This window comes from Coprococcus sp. AM100_B19A, from assembly GCF_027662015.1.
Classification (GTDB): domain Bacteria; phylum Bacillota; class Clostridia; order Lachnospirales; family Lachnospiraceae; genus Allocoprococcus; species Allocoprococcus comes.
In genome coordinates, this window is record NZ_JAQDKN010000007.1 from 146892 (window position 1) to 167398 (window position 20507).

Genomic DNA, 20507 nt, shown 5'->3' on the forward strand with positions numbered 1-20507 from the left:
TAAAAACAAAATGAAATTTGTTGAATTCAGAACAAGAGGCTATCTCCGAATTTATTATAAAGAGGAGAATTATCATGCAGGTAACAACAACAGTCGAAGAGACAAGAAAATTAGTTAAGAACTGGAAAAAAGAAGGAAAAACCATAGGTCTTGTACCGACCATGGGATTCTTACATGAAGGGCATGCAAGCCTGATAAGGAGATGCCATGAGGAAAACGATATCGTTGTGGTATCCGATTTTGTCAATCCGACACAGTTCGGACCGACAGAAGACCTGGAAGCATACCCGAGAGATTTTAAACGTGACAGTGAGCTTTGTGAGAGCCTTGGAGCAGATCTGATCTTCCATCCGGAACCGAAGGATATGTATCATGATCCACATGCTTACGTAAGTATTGATACGTTATCTGATACCCTTTGCGGAAAGACAAGACCGATCCATTTTAAAGGGGTATGTACGGTTGTTTCCAAATTATTCAATATTGTAGCACCGGACAGAGCTTATTTTGGACAGAAGGATGCACAGCAGCTTGCAATCATCCGCAAGATGGTGCAGGATTTGAATTTTGATATCCAGATCGTAGGCTGCCCGATCATCCGTGAGGAAGACGGACTTGCCAAATCATCCAGAAATACCTATTTAAGCGCAGAAGAGAGAAAGGCTGCACTGTGCCTTTCAAGAGCCGTTAAAACCGGTCAGGAGGCGATCTGCAAAGGAATTAAGGCAGAAGAAGTTCTGTCAAAGATGCGCGCAGTGATCGAAGCAGAGCCGCTTGCAAAGATCGACTATGTATCCATGGTAGATGCACTGGATATGCAGCCGGTCGAAAGTGTGGAAAAAGATGTTCTGGTTGCCATGGCAGTCTATATTGGAAAAACAAGGCTGATCGACAATTTCAGCTATGAGGTATAGCCTATGGAAAACAGAATGAAAAAAGTGGGAAGGGTCAGCTCTTTTCTTACAAAATATATCGGGATCATCATTATCTGTTTTTCCATCATTGCATTTTTCTGGCGTGACGGTTTTGCGTGGACAACGAGCTACACTTCTGTATTTCTCGGAGTTGCCATGTTCGGCATGGGGCTTACGATCAAGATGGACGATTTCAAAAGAGTCTTTTCCAGACCAAAAGAAATCCTGATCGGATTCATCGCACAGTACACGATCATGCCGGTGATCGCGTGGATCCTGTGTCAGCTGATGCAGCTGCCGACAGATTTGGCACTTGGCGTGATCCTGGTTGGTTGCTGTCCGGGCGGAACGGCAAGCAATGTGATCACCTATATCGCCGGAGGTGATGTGGCACTTTCTGTCGGAATGACGATCACATCAACTCTTGCAGCACCGATTGTAACACCACTTCTGGTGTATGTACTCGCCGGAGCCTGGGTAGAAGTATCCTTCTGGGCAATGGTAATTTCTGTAGTAAAGGTTGTTCTGGTTCCGGTACTTCTGGGAATTCTGATCAACTGGGTCTGGGGAAAACAGATCCAGAAAATATCAGAGGTTCTGCCACTGATCTCAGTTGTATCGATCGTAATGATCATCAGCGGAATCGTAGCCGTCAATGCAGAAAAAATCTTAAGCTGCGGACTTCTGGTTCTTGGAGTTGTGATGCTTCACAATCTCTGCGGAATGGGAATCGGACTTGGTGCAGCGAAAATTTTACATATTGAGTACGATAAGGCAACCGCTATTGCGATCGAAGTCGGAATGCAGAACAGTGGACTTGCAATTTCCCTTGCGACTGCCAATTTCGCGGCAAATCCACTGGCAACCCTTCCGGGGGCGATCTTCAGTGTATGGCATAATATATCCGGATCTTTGTTTGCAGGGATCCGCCGGAGCGGAGAACAGACGAAAGAGGCATATCAGGAAGTTACAGAATAAGAAAAATCCTGCGATTTTGAATTGGCAAAATCGCAGGATTTTTTGTACTCAGAACAGAAAATACAGAGACTAAAGCACGTCATTTTTGTACCGATTTGAATGGCAGATGAATGGGAAAGAAGAGAACAGGAACTCTTCTTTTCCATTCATTTGCCCCTCGCGTCAAACAAAAAAATTTCCCTCTTGTCAAATCATTCCGATTATGTTATATTATCAAATAGTTTGAATATAAAAATATTTTAAACGAAAAAGATTTTAAAACAAAAATAAATGGAGAGAACAACCATGAGAGGAAGGATATGCGGTACCGGTTCTTATATACCGGAGCATTATTACGACAACAATGATCTCGCGAAGTTTGTGGAGACGAATGATGAATGGATCCGTGAACGGACCGGAATTGTGCGCAGACATATTGCAGAAGAAGATACAACAGTCAGCATGGCGGTAAAAGCGGCAAAAAATGCACTTACAGATGCAAAATTAAATGCAGACGATCTGGATCTGATCCTGGTATCTACAATCACGCCAAACACCGTGATCCCAAGCACTGCCTGCGAAGTCCAGAAAGAGCTGGGAGCAGTAAATGCAACCTGTTTCGACATCAGTGCCGCATGCAGCGGTTTTGTGTATGCCTACAATACTGCGCAGGCTTACATAGCAGCCGGAATGTATCAGAACATTCTGGTGATCGGAAGTGAAACCCTATCCGGAATTGTCAACTGGAAAGACAGAGGAAGCTGCATTCTTTTTGGTGACGGGGCAGGAGCAGCCGTGATCTGTGCAGAAGAAGGTGAAATCTTTCCGGCAGTTACCCATTCTGACGGAGCAAAAGGACAGGTACTTGCCTGCGAAAGCCGTCAGCAGAAAAACTGGCAGGACAAAGAAAATGAAAAACAGACTTATGTATCCATGGATGGACAGGCAGTTTTCAAATTTGCCGTAAAAAAAGTGCCGGAAGTCATTGGAGAACTTCTGCAAAAAGCAGATCTGACCGAGAAAGATATTGATCTTTTCGTTCTGCATCAGGCAAACTTACGGATCATCGAATCTGTGGCAAAACGGATGAAAACAGACCTTGCAAAATTCCCGGTCAACATTGAAGAATACGGTAATACATCATCCGCCAGCATCCCAATCCTCCTGGATGAACTGAACAAAACCGGTCGCTTCCACAAAGGACAGAAGATTGTTCTCTGCGGCTTCGGTGCCGGACTCACCTGGGGAGCCACACTCATAGAGTGGTAAATATAAAAATAATCAAACAATAAGGAGACTAAGAACATGTTAGAAAAAGTAAAAGAAATCGTAGCAGAAGGACTTGACGTAAACGCAGCAGACCTCACAGAGGAGACAACTTTTGAATCTCTTGGAGCAGATTCCCTTGATCTGATGGATATGGTTATGACATTTGAAGATGAATTTGGTGTGGAAATCGATACGGAAGCAATCGGTGATCTCAAGACAATCGGAAGTGTTGTAACATACATCGAAGGACTGAAAAAATAAGAATCGCAAAAACACAGACAGAAAGAGGTTGTAATATGAAAACAGAAGTAACCGAATTACTTGGAATCGAGTATCCGATCATCCAGGGCGGAATGGCCTGGGTTGCTGAGTATCATCTTGCGGCCGGCGTATCAAATGCCGGCGGGCTTGGGCTCATCGGGGCTGCAAGCGCCCCGGCTGAGTGGGTACGTGAACAGATCAGAGAAGCAAAAAAGCTGACTGATAAACCATTTGGAGTAAATATCATGCTGATGAGTCCTTATGCAGAGGACGTGGCAAAAGTAGTAGCGGAAGAAGGCGTAAAGGTTGTAACGACAGGCGCCGGAAGCCCGGAAAAATATATGAAAATGTGGAAAGAAGCAGGAATTAAAGTCATTCCGGTGGTTGCATCTGTTGCACTTGCAAGAAGAATGGAACGGTGCGGGGCAGATGCAGTTGTTGCGGAAGGATGTGAATCTGGAGGACACATCGGAGAAAATACGACTATGGTACTGGTTCCACAGATTGTAGACGCAGTGAAGATTCCGGTAATCGCAGCCGGAGGAATCGCAGATGGAAGAGGAATTGCGGCAGCATTTATGCTGGGAGCAAAAGCCGTACAGATGGGAACCCATTTTGTTGCGACCGAAGAATCTATCGTACATGAAAATTATAAAAATGCGATCATCAAAGCGAAGGACATTGATTCCAGAGTAACCGGAAGAAGCACAGGACATCCGGTAAGAGCACTTCGCAACCAAATGACGAAAAAATATCTGGACCTTGAGAAAAACGGTGCATCCTTTGAAGAACTTGAGCATCTTACACTTGGAGGCTTAAGAAAGGCCGTTGTAGACGGAGATGTGACAAACGGAAGCGTAATGGCGGGACAGAGTGCAGCCATGGTAAAAGAGATCATGAGCTGTAAAGACCTGATCCAAAAGCTGGTAAGTGAGACGGATGCACTGATCGGAGGCAAAGGATTTTATGAATAAAACAGCATTCATTTTCCCGGGACAGGGCGCGCAGAAGTGCGGTATGGGAAAAGATTTTTATGAAAACAGTGAACTTGCAAAAGAGGTTTTTGATACAGCAACAGCAGAGCTGGGACTTGATATGACAAAGCTATGCTTTGAAGAAAATGAGCAGCTGGATCAGACAGAATACACTCAGGCAGCCATGGTAACAGCCTGTCTTGCAATGACAGCCGAGATTGAAAAGAGAGGTCTTACACCGGATGTGACAGCCGGGCTCAGCCTTGGAGAGTACTGTGCGATCAGCGCAGCGGGAGGCATGCAGCCGAAAGACGCCATTTCTCTTGTGAGAAAAAGAGGGATTCTGATGCAGAATACTGTTCCGGCAGGTGAAGGAGCCATGGCGGCAATCCTGGGACTGGATGGAGAAACGGTTGAAAAAGTGACGGAAGAAATTCCGGGTGCGTCTGTGGCAAATTATAACTGTCCGGGACAGATTGTAATTACAGGAAAGACCGCAGCGGTAGAAAAGGCAGCAGAGTCTTTAAAAGCAGCCGGAGCAAAAAGGGCGGTTCTGTTAAATGTAAGTGGTCCGTTCCACTCAAAGATGCTGGAAAGTGCAGGCGAAGAGCTTGCGAAGGAAATGGAGAAGAGAAATTTTGAACCACTTGCCATTCCTTATGTGACGAATGTTACGGCAAAATATGTGACGGATATCAAAGAGACAAAGGCACTTCTTGCAAAACAGATTTCTTCACCGGTACGATGGGAGGAAAGTGTGAGAACTATGATTGAAGATGGTGTAGACACTTTTGTGGAAATCGGACCGGGAAAAACACTCGCCGGATTTATGCGGCGTATCGACAAAGGTGTCAAAGTATATAATATCGAAACCTGGGAAGATATGGAAAAAGTAATTGCTGAACTGGTGTAAAAAACAGGCAATGGAAAGGAAAAGCATATGACAGACAGAGCAAATTTGGAAGGACAGATCGCGGTGGTTACCGGCGCGTCCCGTGGAATTGGAAAGGCAATTGCGAAGGAGCTGGCTGCACAGGGAGCAACAGTTGTGATCAATTACAATGGTTCTGAAGCAAAAGCAGATGAAGTAAAACATGAAATTGTAGAAAAGGGTGGATGTGCCCAGTGTATGCAGTGCGATGTGGCAGATTACGAGGAATGTGAAGCATTTATAAAAGCAGTGATCGAGCAGTTTGGAAGAATCGATATTCTGGTAAATAATGCAGGGATCACAAAGGATGGTCTGCTGATGCGTATGAGTGAAGAAGATTTCTCCGATGTCATTGATGTCAATCTGAAAGGAACTTTCCATTGCATCCGTTTTGCATCCAGACAGATGATGAAGCAGAGAAGCGGAAAGATCATCAATCTTGCATCTGTAGTTGGAATCAGCGGAAATGCCGGTCAGGTAAACTATGCTGCATCTAAAGCAGGAATTATTGGAATGACCAAATCTGCGGCAAAAGAACTGGCATCCCGCGGAATCACGGTTAATGCGGTTGCACCGGGCTTCATTGAAACGGAGATGACAGAAGTTCTTTCCGATAAGCTCAAAGAAGAAATGAGAGGTCAGATCCCTCTTGCCAGAATGGGACACCCAGAAGATGTCGCGAAGGCAGTGGCGTTTCTGGCGTCTGAGCATGCGAGTTACATTACGGGGCAGGTTCTGCAGGTCGATGGGGGGATGGTGATGTAAAAATGGTTGCAGAGAAGGTTGAGGGACAAATTGTACAAAAGATGTCATTCAAATTCAGACTCGCAAACCATTCCGATGAGCCTCCTAAAACAAGGATTGTGTCAGCAAAGGCTTCCACAATCCTTTGAGTCTCATCTCCATTGCTCGAAAAATGAATTTGAATGACATCTTTTGTACAGTTTGTCATTCAACTTTGTCGAGAAAACCATTTTACATCCGTGAAGTAGTTCAATATACCAAGTGCGGATCGCGAAGGGGAAGAAATTAGTTTTAGTTTTCATTTGTACTGCGGGTAGGAAGAGTAAGAAATCTGATTAGAGGAAATGATCAAATGAGCATTCAATAGTAAAAATTAAAATCGTAACTTATCAAAAGTTAAAAATGATAAATTTTTTCAAAAAGTAAAAACAGTCAACAACACACCAAAAATGTTTCGTGGAAAACGTGTTTTAGACAGTAGACTTGAGTGCCACGAAGCACAAATATTATCGGAAGCATTCAATTTTTGTGCAATGGAGATGAGACTCAAATCATTGTGGAAGCCATTGCTGACACAATGATTGATTTCGGAGGCTCATCGGAATGGTTTGCACAACTGAATGTCTCCGATAATATTTGTGCGGAGTGGTGTCACAACCTACCAATCCACACATTTTCCACCAAAGGAGGCAATATGAAGCGCAGAGTTGTTATTACGGGGCTTGGAGCGATTACCCCGATTGGTAATACAGTAGAAGAATTCTGGAACGGTATCAAAAATGGAACCGTAGGAATCGGTCCGATCACAAAATTTGATACAACCGAATATAAAGTGAAGATCGCAGCGGAAGTCAAGGACTTTGTTGCAAAGGAACGGATGGATTTCAAGGCATCGAAGAGAATGGAAACATTTTCCCAGTATGCGGTTGCAGCGGCGAAGGAAGCGTGTGCGGATGCGGGATTTGAAATCGAAAAAGAGGATCCATACCGTTGTGGCGTGATCATCGGTTCGGGAATCGGAAGTTTGCAGCAGATTGAGAAGCAGTACACGACGATTCAGGAAAAGGGACCGGGAAGGGTGGCACCACTGATGGTTCCGATGATGATTTCCAATATGGCAGCCGGAAATGTATCGATCCAGCTTGGGCTTAAAGGAAAGTGCACCAATGTCGTTACAGCGTGTGCAACGGGAACCAATTGTATCGGAGATGCGCTTCGTGCCATTCAGTACGGAGATGCGGATGTAATGTTTGCAGGTGGTACGGAAAGCTGTATCTGTCCGACGGGGATTGCTGGATTTACCGCACTTACCGCACTTACTACCAGTGAAGATCCACTACGTGCATCGATTCCATTTGATAAAGACAGAAGTGGATTTGTTCTTGGAGAAGGAGCCGGCGTGGTGGTTCTGGAAGAGCTGGAGCATGCGAGAGCAAGAGGCGCAAAGATTTACGCAGAGCTTGCAGGTTACGGGGCAACCGGAGATGCTTACCATATCACTTCCCCGGCAGAAGACGGAAGCGGTGCGGCAAAGGCGATGGAGCTTGCGATGGAAGAGGGCAGCGTGACACCGGAAGAAGTACAGTACATTAATGCACACGGAACCAGCACGCATCATAATGATCTGTTTGAAACCTATGCGATCAAGAAAGCATTCGGCGATGCGGCAAAGGATGTGGTTGTGAATTCAACGAAATCCATGATCGGTCATCTTCTTGGTGCGGCAGGTGCGGTAGAGTGTATCGTTACTGTAAAATCTATTCAGGATGGATTTATCCATCAGACCGTTGGAACCAGGGAATGTGATGAAGAATGTGATCTGAACTATGCAGTTGGCGCACCGGTCGAAAAAGAGATCAAATGTGCGCTCACCAATTCCCTTGGATTTGGCGGGCACAATGCAACCCTTCTTTTGAAGAAGTATGAAGGATAGAGGTAGAAGGATGGAATTAGAAAATCTGGTAAAACTGATTCAGACCGTTTCAGATTCGGACCTGACAGGATTTCAGTATGAAGAAAACGGTGTGAAATTGAAAATACAGAAAGAAAAAGAACAGATGGTTGTCAGTACAGGGGCAGCACAGCTGACGACAGTACAAAACGTGCCAGGAGCGCAGAGTAATGCAGTATCGGCACTGAAGTCGGAGGATGGACCGGAAAAAGGAAAAGAAGCAGAAGGGCAGCTGATCAAATCCCCTTTGGTTGGAACCTTTTACGCAGCACCGTCGGAAGAGGCAGCACCATTTGTGGCAGTTGGCGATCATGTGGCAAAAGGACAGACGGTTGCCATCGTAGAGGCGATGAAGCTGATGAATGATATTGAGTGTGATTTTGACGGTGTGGTATCGGAAGTACTCGTGAAAAATGGAGAAACTGTGGAATACGGACAGCCATTATTCCGAATCGCATAGCTGGATGGAGGGCGAAAAGCATGAAACATTTGGGAATCAAGGAAATTCAGAAAATCATTCCGCACAGACATCCGTTTTTGCTGGTAGATTATATCGAAGATTACGAGCCGGGGGAATATGCAGTTGGCTATAAATGTGTGACTTACAGAGAGGACTTTTTTGCCGGACATTTTCCACAGGAGCCGGTGATGCCGGGAGTGCTGATCGTAGAAGCACTGGCGCAGGTCGGTGCAGTAGCGGTTCTGATGCAGGAAGAAAATAAAGGAAAGCTCGGTTATTTTGGTGGGATTAAGAATTGCAAGTTCCGCAGAAAAGTTGTTCCGGGTGACAAGTTAAAACTGGAAGCAAGAATTATTCGTCAGAAGGGACCACTGGTAATCGGAGAAGCTGTTGCATCAGTGGATGGAGAAGTTGCAGTAAAGGCAGAGTTGTCTCTGATGATCGGGAAGGCGGAAACAGATGATTAAGAAAGTATTGATCGCAAACCGTGGAGAGATCGCAGTTCGGATCATCCGTGCCTGCCGGGAAATGGGGATCGAGACGGTTGCAGTTTATTCAGAAGCAGATAAAGAAGCATTGCATACACAGCTTGCAGATGAAGCAATCTGTATTGGACCTGCACCATCTTCGGAAAGCTATCTGAATATGGAGCAGATCATCAGCGCGACCATCGTGTCGGGAGCAGATGCGATCCATCCGGGATTTGGTTTCCTTTCTGAAAATACGAAATTTGCAGAGCTTTGCGAGAAGTGCAACATTATTTTTATTGGACCGGATTCGAAAGTGATCAGCAGGCTTGGAAATAAATCCGAGGCGAGAAATACCATGGAAAATGCCGGGGTTCCGATCATTCCGGGAAGCCGGGAAGCGATTTATGATGCAGCAAAAGGAAAAGAAGTTGCAAGAGAGATTGGCTATCCGGTGATCGTAAAGGCGGCTCTCGGCGGAGGCGGAAAAGGAATGCGTGTGGCGGAAAATGAAGCCGGATTTGATCTGGCATTCCGTACCGCACAGAAAGAGACCAAGGCAGCTTTTGGGGATGACACTATGTACATCGAGCATTTTGTGCAGCATCCGAAGCACATTGAATTTCAGATTATGGCGGATAAGTATGGAAATGTGGTGCATTTAGGAGAACGGGACTGTTCGGTGCAGAGAAATCATCAGAAGATGATCGAAGAATCCCCATGTGCCGTGATTTCGGATGAGCTTCGCCGGAGAATGGGCGAAGCAGCGGTAAAAGCGGCAAAGGCAGCGCATTACGAAAATGCAGGAACCATTGAATTTCTGCTGGAAAAGAGCGGGAATTTTTATTTTATGGAAATGAATACCAGAATCCAGGTGGAGCATCCGGTCACAGAATGGGTGACAGGGATCGATCTGATCAAGGAACAGATCCGGATCGCAGACGGTCAGCAGCTTTCTTTTACGCAGGAGGATGTAAAGCTGACCGGTCATGCCATCGAGTGCAGGATCAATGCGGAAAATCCGGAAAAGAATTTCCGCCCGTGTCCGGGAACGATCACCGATATGTACCTTCCGGGAGGAAAGGGGGTGCGGATTGATTCAGCAATTTACAGTGGATACACTGTACCGCCATATTATGACAATATGCTGGCAAAGCTGATCGTATTTGCAAAAAACCGTACCGAGGCGATCCGGAAGATGCAGAGTGCACTTGGTGAGGTAATTATAGAAGGTATTGATACTAATGTGGATTATCAATATGATATTTTGCATGATCCAAAGTATCAGGCAGGAGATTTTGATATTGAATTTATTGCCGAAAGAGAAGCAAAAAATCGGCAAGATTAGCTCTACAAAAGCGGAGGTAAAGCAATTTGAAACTGTCAAATATGTTCAAGAAAACAAGCAGAAGAGGGTATATATCTCTTGGCGAAGGAAAGCCTGCCCATATGGCACCGGAGGTTCCGGAGGGACTTCTGAAAAAATGTAACGTTTGCAAATCTGCCATTCTGACAGAGGATGTGAAGAAGGGGTATTATATCTGTCCAAAATGTCAAAATTATTTCCGTGTGCATGCGATGCGCCGGATTGAAATGGTAGCAGATGCGGATACCTTTGAAGAGTGGGACAAGGGACTTACTTCGGGAAATCCGCTGCATTATAAAGGCTATGAAGAAAAGGTAGAAGCACTGCAGGAAAAGACCGGGCTTGATGAGGCGGTTGTAACCGGAAAAGCGAGGATCGCGGGAAATGAAGTAGTTCTTGCAGTCTGTGACGGGCGGTTTATGATGGCGAGCATGGGAAAGGTGGTTGGCGAAAAAATTACTCGTGCAGTAGAAAAGGCAACCGGTGAGAGACTTCCGATTATCATATTTGCCTGTTCCGGAGGTGCCAGAATGCAGGAGGGGATCCACTCTCTGATGCAGATGGCAAAGACTTCGGCGGCACTGAAAAGACACCATGATGCAGGCTGTTTATATGTAAGTGTGCTGACTGATCCGACAACCGGCGGGGTAACGGCAAGTTTTGCCATGCTTGGAGATATCATTCTTGCCGAGCCGGGGGCGCTGATCGGTTTTGCGGGTCCGCGTGTGATTGAACAGACCATAGGGCAGAAGCTTCCGAAAGGATTCCAGAGGGCAGAATTTCTTCAGGAGCACGGATTTGTGGATCGGATTGTGGAGCGTCCGCGTCTCAGGGAGACACTGGCGGAAATTGTAGCAATGCATAAGCAGAGGACATACGATTTGCCGGAAGTAGAAGAAAAGGAAACACAGGCGGTACAGAAGAATCTGACGCCATGGGAACGGGTGCAGTTATCCAGAGACAAGGCTCGTCCGGTCGGTGCGGAGTACATTGAAGAATTGTTTACAGATTTTATGGAATTTCATGGAGACCGTTATTACCAGGATGATAAGGCGATCATTGGCGGGATTGCAAGATTTCACGGAATGCCGGTGACGGTGATCGCGCAGGCAAAGGGCCGCACGACAAAAGAAAATATCGAGCGTAACTTTGGGATGCCGTCACCGGACGGATACCGCAAAGCCCTTCGTCTGATGAAACAGGCAGAGAAATTTAACCGTCCGGTCATCTGTTTTGTAGATACGCCGGGAGCGTTCTGCGGGCTGGAAGCAGAAGAGAGAGGACAGGGTGAGGCAATCGCAAGAAATTTATTTGAAATGTCAAATCTTCAGGTTCCGATCCTGTCTGTTGTGATCGGAGAAGGTGGAAGCGGGGGGGCTCTTGCGATGGCAACTTCAGATGAAGTGTGGCTTCTTGAAAATTCGATTTACTCCATTCTTTCGCCGGAAGGATTTGCAAGTATCCTGTGGAAGGACAGCAGCCGCGCAAAAGAGGCGGCAGGTGTGATGAGGCTGACAGCAGATCATCTCCTGAAAGCCGGTATTGTAGAACGGGTGATTCCGGAGCCGGAAAACTTCAATCTGGAAACATTTACAGAAGTGACAGATCCGATGGATGATTATATCAGTATTTTTTTGAAAAAATATGGTGCAATGACAAAGGAAGAACTTACCGAAAAGCGGTATAACAGATTCCGCAGGATGTAGTAGAAAGAGGAGAAGAAAAATGAAAGGATTACCGGAACTTGTGATTGGTGAATTGAAAGTAAAAAGACCGGTCATTCAAGGGGGAATGGGAGTCGGTGTGAGCCTTGGGCAGCTTGCCGGAGCGGTTGCAAAAGAAGGTGGAGTCGGGATCATCTCAACCGCACAGATCGGATTTCGTGAACCGGATTTTGAAACGAATACAAGGGCGGCAAATATCCGCGCAATTGGATCTGAATTCCAAAGAGCAAGAGAGACGGCTCCGGATGGCGTGATCGGATTTAATATCATGGTTGCGTTGAAGGATTATGATGAACATGTGAAAGCAGCAGTGGATGCCGGAGCAGATCTGATCGTATCCGGGGCAGGGCTTCCGATCGAGCTGCCGGGACTTGTGGAGAGCAGCAGTACCAAGATCGCTCCGATCGTATCGACCGAAAAATCGGCGAAAGTTATCTTAAAATACTGGGATAAAAAATTTTCCAGGACCGCAGACCTGGTTGTGATCGAGGGACCCAAAGCCGGAGGACATCTGGGGTTCGACCGGGAGCAGCTGGAAACTTACACACAGGAAAGTTATGATAATGAAATCGAGAGGATCATGGCAGTGGTCAGAAAGTACGCTCAAAAATATCAGGTGCATATCCCGGTGGCAGTAGCCGGAGGAATTTCGGATAAAGATGCGGCAGAGCATGCCTTTTCATTAGGAGCAGATGCGGTCCAGGTGGCAACAAGATTTGTCACGACCTGGGAGTGCGATGCAGATCTCAGTTATAAGCAGAGTTATCTGAATGCGAAGAAAGAGGATGTCATTCTGGTGAAAAGTCCGGTTGGAATGCCGGGAAGGGCAATTAAGAATCCATTTATCAGTCATGTAATGGCAGGAGAGAGGGTGAAGCCTAAGAGATGTCTTGGGTGTCTGAAAAACTGTAACCCGGCGGAAGTGCCATACTGTATCACGGAAGCACTAATCAAAGCGGCAAAAGGTGAGATTGGGGAGGCACTTCTGTTCTGCGGAGCGGATGTGTGGAAAGCAGAAAAAATAGAAACTGTGAAAGAAGTGATTGATTCTTTGTTAGGTGACTGTGTATAATTGAACTAGAAAAAGACACAGCAAGGAGAAGAAGGGGAATTGGACGCATACGAAAGCATCAATAAGATATTGGTACATCTTTTTAATGATATATGGGGACTGGAAGAAAAAGCAGTGATCACAGAAGAGTTTAAGGATCTGACGAACAATGATATGCATATCATTGAGGCGGTCGGTCTGGGTGACGGGAATAATATGTCTACGATCGCAAAGAAGCTTGGGATTACCGTAGGATCTCTGACGACTTCGATGAACAGTCTGGTCAATAAAAAGTATGCGGTCCGCCACCGGAGTGAGGAAGACCGCCGGATCGTCAATATCAAGCTGACGGAAAAAGGGGAGAAGGCATATCATCATCATGCGAATTTTCATAAGAAGATGGTAGAAGCTGTTGTTGAGACGCTGGATGAAGAAGAGATCCCGGTTCTGACAAAGGCACTGGACAATCTGTATCAGTTTTTTAAGACGTATAACGGTTAAAATGAAAAATCCTCTGTCACTCTTTTGATAGAAAGAGCTGGCAGAGGATTTTTAGACTACATGAAAATGGCATGTTGTCCGGAAAATTACAGATTACGGGTATAGCGGATATTTCCTGGATTCTCCGGCTATACATGGATTCGGTCTAATACTTCTCCAATCGGCTCATGGATCGTCAGGGTTGCGCCTACATCACGGGCAGTTGCATCCTTGTTGATGAGTATCAGATATTTGCCGTGGAAATAATCGATAAATCCGGCAGCAGGGTAGACTACAAGAGAAGTACCGCCGATGATCAGCATATCTGCTTCTGAGATGGCGCGGATACTTTTCTGGATAATCTGATTATCCAGTCCTTCTTCGTAGAGAACTACATCCGGGCGGATAGTTCCGCCGCAGTCGCAGGTTGGGATTCCTTTCGATTCTTTTACAAAACGTGCACTGTACTGCTTTTTGCAACGCATGCAGTAATTGCGGTGGATACTTCCATGAAGCTCCAGTACATTTTTGCTTCCGGCAGCCTGGTGGAGTCCGTCGATATTCTGTGTGATAACGGCGGTCAGCTTTCCGGCGGCTTCCAGCTCGGCAAGCTTCAGATGTGCTTTATTTGGTTTCGCATCAAGGAACATCATTTTCTCTTTATAAAAATCATAAAATTCTTCCGTATGCTGCATGAAAAAGCTGTGGCTTACAATCTGCTCCGGTGAGTAGCGGTACTTTTGTTTGTAGAGTCCGTCTGCACTCCTGAAGTCCGGAATATTACTCTCGGTAGAGACGCCGGCACCGCCGAAAAAGACGATTCGGTTGCTCTCGTTAATCATGTCCTGTAACTGTCTGATCTTGTCCATAACTTGCTAACCTCTTTTCCTGGAAAATCAAAACCTGTCTTTTTAATCACAGTATACCAAATGAAACGAAAAAAGAGAATAAAATAAAAAAATTCCTTGTCCACAAAACATGCACCGAGTATACTATAAAGTATTGGGTTGCGGAAAATTGGGGAAATCTGCAGACAAAATACATATGTCAAGGAGAGCGTAATATGAAAATGTCAAACATGAGGAATCTGTGCCTGATTTTATTTGGGAATACAGTATATGCACTTGCAATTGTAATGTTTATCCTGCCGAATGATATCATTACTGGAGGGACCACGGGGCTTGGAATTGCCGTAAACCATTATTTCGGATTACAGATTCATACATTTGTACTGATCTTCAACACACTGATGTTTCTTCTGGGGGCGGCAGTGCTTGGTATGAAATTTGCACTTACTACACTGGTTAGTACGTTTTATTATCCGATCATTCTGGGAATACTGGAGAATGTTCCGGTATTACAGAACGTCACAGACGATAAGATGCTTTCAACGATCTGTGGAGGTCTGATGATCGGACTTGGAATCGGAGTTGTTATAAGATGCGGAGCATCAACAGGAGGTATGGATATCCCACCGCTGGTATTGAATAAGAAATTCGGGCTTCCGGTATCTGTTATGCTTTATGTATTTGATTTTGCAATTCTGATCTTCCAGATGGTATTTACCAATAAAGAAGAGGTCATCTATGGTATCCTTCTGGTACTGATTTACACGGTGATGCTGGATAAAGTGCTTCTGATGGGATCGACCAGAACACAGGTCAAGATCATTTCCGGAGAGTATGAGAAGCTGAACCATCTGATCCAGGAGAAGCTTGACCGAGGAACTACACTGGTCTACACGCAGACCGGTTATTTGAGAAAGGATCAGCCGATGATCCTTACCGTTGTATCTAACCGTGAACTGATGCGGCTGAACCAGATCGTGCAGGAGATAGATCCGCACGCATTTATGATCATTGGCAATGTAAATGAGGTCAGAGGACGGGGATTTTCAACACAGAAAGTATATAAAAACGAAGTGGGCATGAATGAATAAACAAGAGCTTGAGAATGAGGAAGTAAGACAGGAAGAGAAAAAAGCAAAGAAGAAAAAGGTCCGGAAAAAGAAGACCATGCTTGGACATATCCGCAGTATCATCAGTATTCTACTGGTTGTGGGAATCATCGGAGGAAGCTACTGGTATTACGCATTCCAGTACAGAACCGAGATGGAGCCGGAAACTAACCGGAAGGTGACGAATACGGATTCCGTTTACACGATGGAGCAGTATCTGAAAACGCTGAAGCGTAACCAGACTGTTTATAAGTACGCCTGCGATGAAGCTGAAGTAGACAATTACTACGGGACTTATGTTGTGCCTGGTCTGAAGTCAACAAGAACGCTGAAAGTAAAAGGGGACGGAGAAGCAGAAGTTTGCACATCCATGACACCACAGGGACTTGCAATTACAGAGGATTATATTCTGGTCAGTGCTTATTGTAAGACAAAGGCACATGATTCGGTGATCTATGTGATCGACAAAGAAAGCAGACGGTTTGTGAAAGAGATTGTGCTGAACACCAAAGCACATGTGGGCGGAATGGCATACGATACGATGAACCAGATCCTGTGGGTGACAGGACAGGGTTCCACTTGGGCGCAGGCAAATGCGATCACGCTGTCCCATCTGGAGAACTATTCCTTTGATGATGGGTATCATCCGATTGAATTCGATATGTCTTACAATCTTTACAAGATCAAGCGGGCATCATTTATGACGTATCATGACGGTGCATTGTTTGTCGGATTCTTTACACAGGATAATGCCAGTGTCATTGAAAAATATCTGATCAATGCAGACGGTACCTTGTATGAAAAAGAAGATATGAACCTGAAACGGACGGTCGGCGTGACGGATCCGGTTGCCTATGCGGTCAGTATGCAGGTAATTTCTGGTAAGGTGCAGGGAATGGCATTTTACAACAATAAGATCCTGCTTACCAGATCCTGGGGAATCCTGCCATCGGAGGTACAGATCTTCAACTATTCCAGATATGGAATCTTGTCAACTTCCGAAGCTTATAAGACGATCAAGTTTCCAGAGAGACTGGAACAGATCTATCAGGATGGTGGCAGCATTTATGCACTTTTTGAGTCGGGGGCTTATGCCTACCGGATGTCATCCATTAACCGGATTGACCGGGTTGTGAAGCTGAAAGGAAGCAAACTGGTAAAATAAAGACTGAAATCCATGAAATTTGCTTGAATCGGAAGTAGATTTATGGTAAAATACATGAGTGGTTCAAACATCAGGAGGTGTGATTAGTAATGGAAATTTTAAAAACAGTACTTTTAATTTTATTTGCAATAGATTGTATCGCATTGACAGTAATCGTATTGATGCAGGAAGGTAAGTCAGCAGGTCTTGGAACAATCGCAGGTATGGCAGATTCTTATTGGGGACAGAACAAAGGACGTTCTATGGAAGGCGCACTTGTTAAGTCTACCAAGTTTTTAGCAATTCTGTTTATCGTACTTGCAGCAGTCTTGAACCTGAAAGTTTTTGCATAACGAATGATTGAAAGAAGATGAGGAACACTCTATAGTATCTATAGGGTGTTCCTTTTTTGACAGGAGAAGAGATGGACGAATTATTTGAAAAAAGAAAGAAAATTATTTATGAATTTATCTGTGATGAATTTTATGTGCCGATGAAGCTGAAAGAGCTGTCGATGCTGCTTCAGGTTCCGAAAGATCAGAAAGGGGAACTCAAAGCTGTCATGGACAGCCTGGAAAAGGAAGGCAGGGTACATGTCACACAGAAAGGAAAATACATCAAAGGTGAGGCAAAGCAGCTGCGGGGAATGTTCCAGGCAAATGCGAGAGGCTTCGGCTTTGTTACTGTGGAAGGTGAGAGTGAAGATATCTTTATCTCTGAAGATGATATGAACGGTGCCATGCAGGGAGATGAGGTAGAGGTTGTCATCACCAAAGCACCGGAAGGAAAGCGAAGAGAAGGAAAGATCACGAAGATCGTACAGAGGGGAATCCAGCGGATCGTCGGCTATTATCAGAGCCGGAAGAATTTCGGATTCGTTGTGCCGGATAATGAGCGTTTCCTGCAGGATATCTTCGTACCGGCAGAGCGTTCTAAAGGAGCTGTGACCGGGCATAAGGTTGTGGTCGAGCTGACCTCTTATGGGGAGAATGGAAAGAAGCCAGAAGGAAAGATCGTAGAGATCCTGGGACATGTGACCGATCCGGGAGTTGATATTTTGTCGATTGTCAAAGGATATGATCTGCCAACCGAATTTCCGGAGAAGGTATTGAATCAGGCAGAGCGTGTGGCAAAAGCAGTGACGACCGCTGATATGGCAGGACGGAAAGACGTGCGGAGCTGGCAGACCGTGACGATCGACGGCGAGGATGCGAAGGATCTGGATGATGCGATCACTCTGACAAAAGAGGGAGACCGTTATATTCTGGGTGTGCATATCGCTGATGTGACCAATTATGTGCAGGAGAACAGCGCCCTTGACCGGGAAGCACTGAAAAGAGGTACCAGTGTTTATCTGGCAGACCGTGTGATCCCGATGCTGCCAAGAGTTCTGTCTAATGGAATGTGTTCATTAAACGCAGGCGAGGACCGGCTGGCACTGAGCTGTATCATGACCATTGATGCGAAGGGAAATGTAATCGATCACCAGATTGCAGAAACTGTGGTAAATGTGGATGAACGCATGAGCTATACCAGTGTGAAAAAGATTCTTGAGGATCGGGATGAGGCAGAATGCGAGCGATATCATGATCTGATCTCGATGTTTGAGCTGATGAAAGAACTGTCACACATTTTGAGAGAAAGACGCCACAGAAGAGGGGCAATCGACTTTGATTTTCCGGAGGCAAAGATTATTTTAAATGAAAGCGGTGAGCCGGTGGATATTAAGGCTTACGACCGCAACGTGGCAACGAAGATCATCGAGGATTTTATGCTTGTTGCAAATGAGACGGTTGCAGAGGATTATTTCTGGCAGGAGATTCCATTCTTATACCGTGTGCATGAAACACCGGATGATGATAAGATGAAGAAACTTGTGACATTTTTGCAGAATTTCGGATATACCATGCATATGCAGGGAGGACAGGAGATCCGTCCAAAGGAAGTCCAGAAGCTTCTGGATAAGATCGAGGGGACTCCGGAAGAAGCCATGATCTCAAGGCTTGCACTCCGTTCGATGAAGCAGGCGAGATATTCGCCGGATAATGACGGACATTTCGGACTTGCGACCCAGTATTATACGCATTTTACTTCACCGATCCGGCGCTATCCGGATCTGCAGATCCACCGGATCATCAAAGATAATCTTCGAGGCAGGATGAACGATGCAAAGAGGAATCATTATGAAAAAATCCTGCCGGAGGTGGCGATGGAGACAAGCTCCTTAGAGCGCCGTGCGGATGAGGCAGAGAGAGAGACGCTGAAGCTGAAGAAGGTACAGTATATGCGGAATTTCTTCGGACAGGAATTTGAAGGAGTTATTTCGGGTATCACAAAGTGGGGAATCTATGTAGAGCTTCCGAATACCGTAGAAGGGCTGGTACATGTTACCAATATGACGGACGATCATTATGATTACGACGAAGAACATTATCAGATGATCGGTTCCCATATCAGAAAGACCTATAAGCTGGGGCAGAAGGTGCGTGTGAAGATGATCGATTGTGATGAGATATCAAGAACCATTGATTTTAGACTTGTAAAGGAAAGAAAAGAGGAGAGAGAAGATGGCTAAGGCAAAAGCGCAGGGCAAGATGATTGCGAACAATAAAAAAGCGTATCATGACTATTTTATCCTGGATACTTATGAGGCGGGAATTGCACTTGCAGGTACGGAAGTAAAATCCCTCCGCATGGGAAAATGCAGCATCAAAGAATCCTTTATCCGTATTGAGGATGGGGAAGTGTTCATCTATGGAATGCATATCAGCCCATACGAAAAGGGAAATATTTTCAATAAAGATCCTCTGCGTGTGAGAAAGCTCCTTCTTCACAAATCGGAGATCAACAAACTGATCGGCAAGACCAAGGAAAAAGGAATGGCGATCGTGCCACTGAAGGTGTATTTCAGCAAGAGTCTTGTCAAGGTAGAGATCGGACTGGCAAAAGGTAAAAAACTATATGATAAGCGTGATGATATCGCGAAAAAAGACCAGAAGCGTGAGGCAGAAAGAGAATTCAAGATCCGCAATTTCGGATAAAACAAAACTGTCCCCTTGAAAAAAGTGAAAATTGTATATTTTTACAGAGACAGTGACGCGGTACAATGTTCAATAACCTGATGAATCAATGTACTATAGTGTTTCAAAAGGAATAAGAAAGGATGGGACAGACTATGAAAACAAATTCAACCGTTATGAAAATTGCACAGACAGCGCTGTTTGCTGCACTTTGCTACGTAATCTTTACGTATCTGCAGATTAAAATACCGATGCCGGGAGGAGATGCAACATCAATCCACCTTGGAAATGCGTTCTGTGTGCTTGCCGCACTTCTTTTGGGCGGCTGGTACGGCGGACTTGCAGGAGCGATCGGAATGGGAATCGCGGATGTGATGGATCCGATCTATATTACCGGAGCACCGAAGACATTTATCCTGAAGCTCTGCATCGGACTGATCACAGGACTTGTAGCGCATAAGATCGCAAAGATCAATGAAAGCACCGACAAGAAATACATTTTCAAATGGAGCCTGCTGGCTTCTGTTGCCGGACTTGCATTTAATGTTATTGCAGATCCGATCGTCGGATACTTTTACAAACAGTACATTCTGGGACAGCCGCAGCAGATGGCAGAGGTTCTTGCAAAGTGGAGCGCAGCTGCTACCTTTGTAAATGCGATTCTTTCTACGATTGTTGTAGTGATCATCTACAATGCGCTGAGACCGGCACTTGCAAAGAGCGGAATGCTGGAAGTGGGAAAGACAAAAGAAGCGTAAAATGACAGAGTGAGTAAATTATATGCGGAGATGCCTTGACATGAGCCTGGATGTCCGCATATAATATATAGAGCAAATG

21 protein-coding genes are annotated in these 20507 nt (G+C 45.3%); 20 read left to right on the forward strand and 1 reads right to left on the reverse strand.

Going from position 1 to position 20507, the window contains the following annotated elements; all coding sequences use genetic code 11:
• The first annotated feature begins 74 nt into the window (after positions 1-74).
• The 14 genes from panC to PGQ33_RS09335 all read left to right on the forward strand — a co-directional run bounded on the left by panC (position 75) and on the right by PGQ33_RS09335 (position 13570).
• Positions 75-914: a pantoate--beta-alanine ligase gene (gene panC / locus PGQ33_RS09270; RefSeq protein WP_270205627.1), complete on the forward strand. Its 840-nt coding sequence runs from the start codon at positions 75-77 to the stop codon at positions 912-914.
• A gap of 3 nt (positions 915-917) precedes the next feature.
• On the forward strand, positions 918-1892 hold the full coding sequence (locus tag PGQ33_RS09275) for a bile acid:sodium symporter family protein (protein WP_270205628.1): 975 nt from the start codon (positions 918-920) through the stop codon (positions 1890-1892).
• 285 nt (positions 1893-2177) lie between these two features.
• Positions 2178-3140: a beta-ketoacyl-ACP synthase III gene (locus tag PGQ33_RS09280; RefSeq protein WP_117823457.1), complete on the forward strand. Its 963-nt coding sequence runs from the start codon at positions 2178-2180 to the stop codon at positions 3138-3140.
• Between the two features lie 36 nt (positions 3141-3176).
• Complete coding sequence (locus PGQ33_RS09285; RefSeq protein ID WP_008372743.1) at positions 3177-3401, forward strand: acyl carrier protein; 225 nt, start codon at positions 3177-3179, stop codon at positions 3399-3401.
• Positions 3402-3436: 35 nt separating this feature from the next.
• Positions 3437-4375, forward strand: coding sequence for an enoyl-[acyl-carrier-protein] reductase FabK (fabK, locus tag PGQ33_RS09290; RefSeq protein ID WP_055249162.1), 939 nt, complete (start codon positions 3437-3439; stop codon positions 4373-4375).
• Complete coding sequence (gene fabD / locus PGQ33_RS09295; protein WP_270205629.1) at positions 4368-5288, forward strand: ACP S-malonyltransferase; 921 nt, start codon at positions 4368-4370, stop codon at positions 5286-5288. Before fabK ends, fabD begins: the two co-directional genes overlap by 8 nt.
• A 27-nt stretch (positions 5289-5315) precedes the next feature.
• Positions 5316-6071, forward strand: a complete 756-nt coding sequence (gene fabG / locus PGQ33_RS09300) for a 3-oxoacyl-[acyl-carrier-protein] reductase (protein WP_270205630.1) — start codon at positions 5316-5318, stop codon at positions 6069-6071.
• 673 nt (positions 6072-6744) lie between these two features.
• Positions 6745-7983: a beta-ketoacyl-ACP synthase II gene (gene fabF / locus PGQ33_RS09305; protein WP_117557682.1), complete on the forward strand. Its 1239-nt coding sequence runs from the start codon at positions 6745-6747 to the stop codon at positions 7981-7983.
• A gap of 10 nt (positions 7984-7993) precedes the next feature.
• Positions 7994-8461 (forward strand): acetyl-CoA carboxylase biotin carboxyl carrier protein, encoded by a 468-nt coding sequence (gene accB, locus PGQ33_RS09310; protein ID WP_117557683.1) that lies wholly within the window; start codon positions 7994-7996, stop codon positions 8459-8461.
• A gap of 20 nt (positions 8462-8481) precedes the next feature.
• A complete protein-coding gene (gene fabZ, locus PGQ33_RS09315; protein ID WP_008372752.1) occupies positions 8482-8928 on the forward strand; it encodes a 3-hydroxyacyl-ACP dehydratase FabZ in 447 nt (148 codons plus the stop codon).
• Entirely contained in the window at positions 8921-10276 is a 1356-nt protein-coding gene (locus PGQ33_RS09320) for an acetyl-CoA carboxylase biotin carboxylase subunit (protein WP_173825382.1), read from the forward strand. The genes fabZ and PGQ33_RS09320 overlap by 8 nt, the downstream gene beginning before the upstream one ends.
• 26 nt (positions 10277-10302) lie before the next feature.
• Positions 10303-12000 carry an acetyl-CoA carboxylase carboxyltransferase subunit alpha gene (locus PGQ33_RS09325; RefSeq protein WP_173825383.1) on the forward strand — a complete coding sequence of 566 codons (1698 nt, stop codon included), beginning with the start codon at positions 10303-10305 and terminating at the stop codon, positions 11998-12000.
• 19 nt (positions 12001-12019) lie between these two features.
• Positions 12020-13090, forward strand: coding sequence for an NAD(P)H-dependent flavin oxidoreductase (locus tag PGQ33_RS09330; RefSeq protein WP_173825385.1), 1071 nt, complete (start codon positions 12020-12022; stop codon positions 13088-13090).
• A 39-nt stretch (positions 13091-13129) separates the two neighbouring features.
• Positions 13130-13570, forward strand: a complete 441-nt coding sequence (locus PGQ33_RS09335; protein WP_117557686.1) for a MarR family winged helix-turn-helix transcriptional regulator — start codon at positions 13130-13132, stop codon at positions 13568-13570.
• A 128-nt stretch (positions 13571-13698) separates the two neighbouring features.
• On the opposite strand, the gene PGQ33_RS09340 is transcribed toward PGQ33_RS09335, so the two are convergent.
• Positions 13699-14418, reverse strand: a complete 720-nt coding sequence (locus PGQ33_RS09340; RefSeq protein WP_117823471.1) for an NAD-dependent protein deacylase — start codon at positions 14416-14418, stop codon at positions 13699-13701.
• A gap of 194 nt (positions 14419-14612) precedes the next feature.
• Here PGQ33_RS09340 and PGQ33_RS09345 point away from each other — a divergent pair, with 194 nt between their 5' ends.
• The 6 genes from PGQ33_RS09345 (at position 14613) to PGQ33_RS09370 (ending at position 20428) form a co-directional block, all read left to right on the forward strand.
• Entirely contained in the window at positions 14613-15488 is an 876-nt protein-coding gene (locus PGQ33_RS09345; RefSeq protein ID WP_117823473.1) for a YitT family protein, read from the forward strand.
• Positions 15481-16671 carry a YncE family protein gene (locus PGQ33_RS09350; RefSeq protein WP_117823475.1) on the forward strand — a complete coding sequence of 397 codons (1191 nt, stop codon included), beginning with the start codon at positions 15481-15483 and terminating at the stop codon, positions 16669-16671. The genes PGQ33_RS09345 and PGQ33_RS09350 overlap by 8 nt, the downstream gene beginning before the upstream one ends.
• An 89-nt stretch (positions 16672-16760) precedes the next feature.
• Positions 16761-17003, forward strand: coding sequence for a preprotein translocase subunit SecG (gene secG / locus PGQ33_RS09355; RefSeq protein WP_008372776.1), 243 nt, complete (start codon positions 16761-16763; stop codon positions 17001-17003).
• A gap of 71 nt (positions 17004-17074) precedes the next feature.
• Positions 17075-19225, forward strand: a complete 2151-nt coding sequence (gene rnr, locus PGQ33_RS09360) for a ribonuclease R (protein ID WP_270205631.1) — start codon at positions 17075-17077, stop codon at positions 19223-19225.
• A complete protein-coding gene (smpB, locus tag PGQ33_RS09365; RefSeq protein WP_055156322.1) occupies positions 19218-19691 on the forward strand; it encodes an SsrA-binding protein SmpB in 474 nt (157 codons plus the stop codon). The genes rnr and smpB overlap by 8 nt, the downstream gene beginning before the upstream one ends.
• A 134-nt stretch (positions 19692-19825) precedes the next feature.
• Complete coding sequence (locus PGQ33_RS09370) at positions 19826-20428, forward strand: ECF transporter S component (protein WP_044999095.1); 603 nt, start codon at positions 19826-19828, stop codon at positions 20426-20428.
• Positions 20429-20507: the final 79 nt, after the last annotated feature.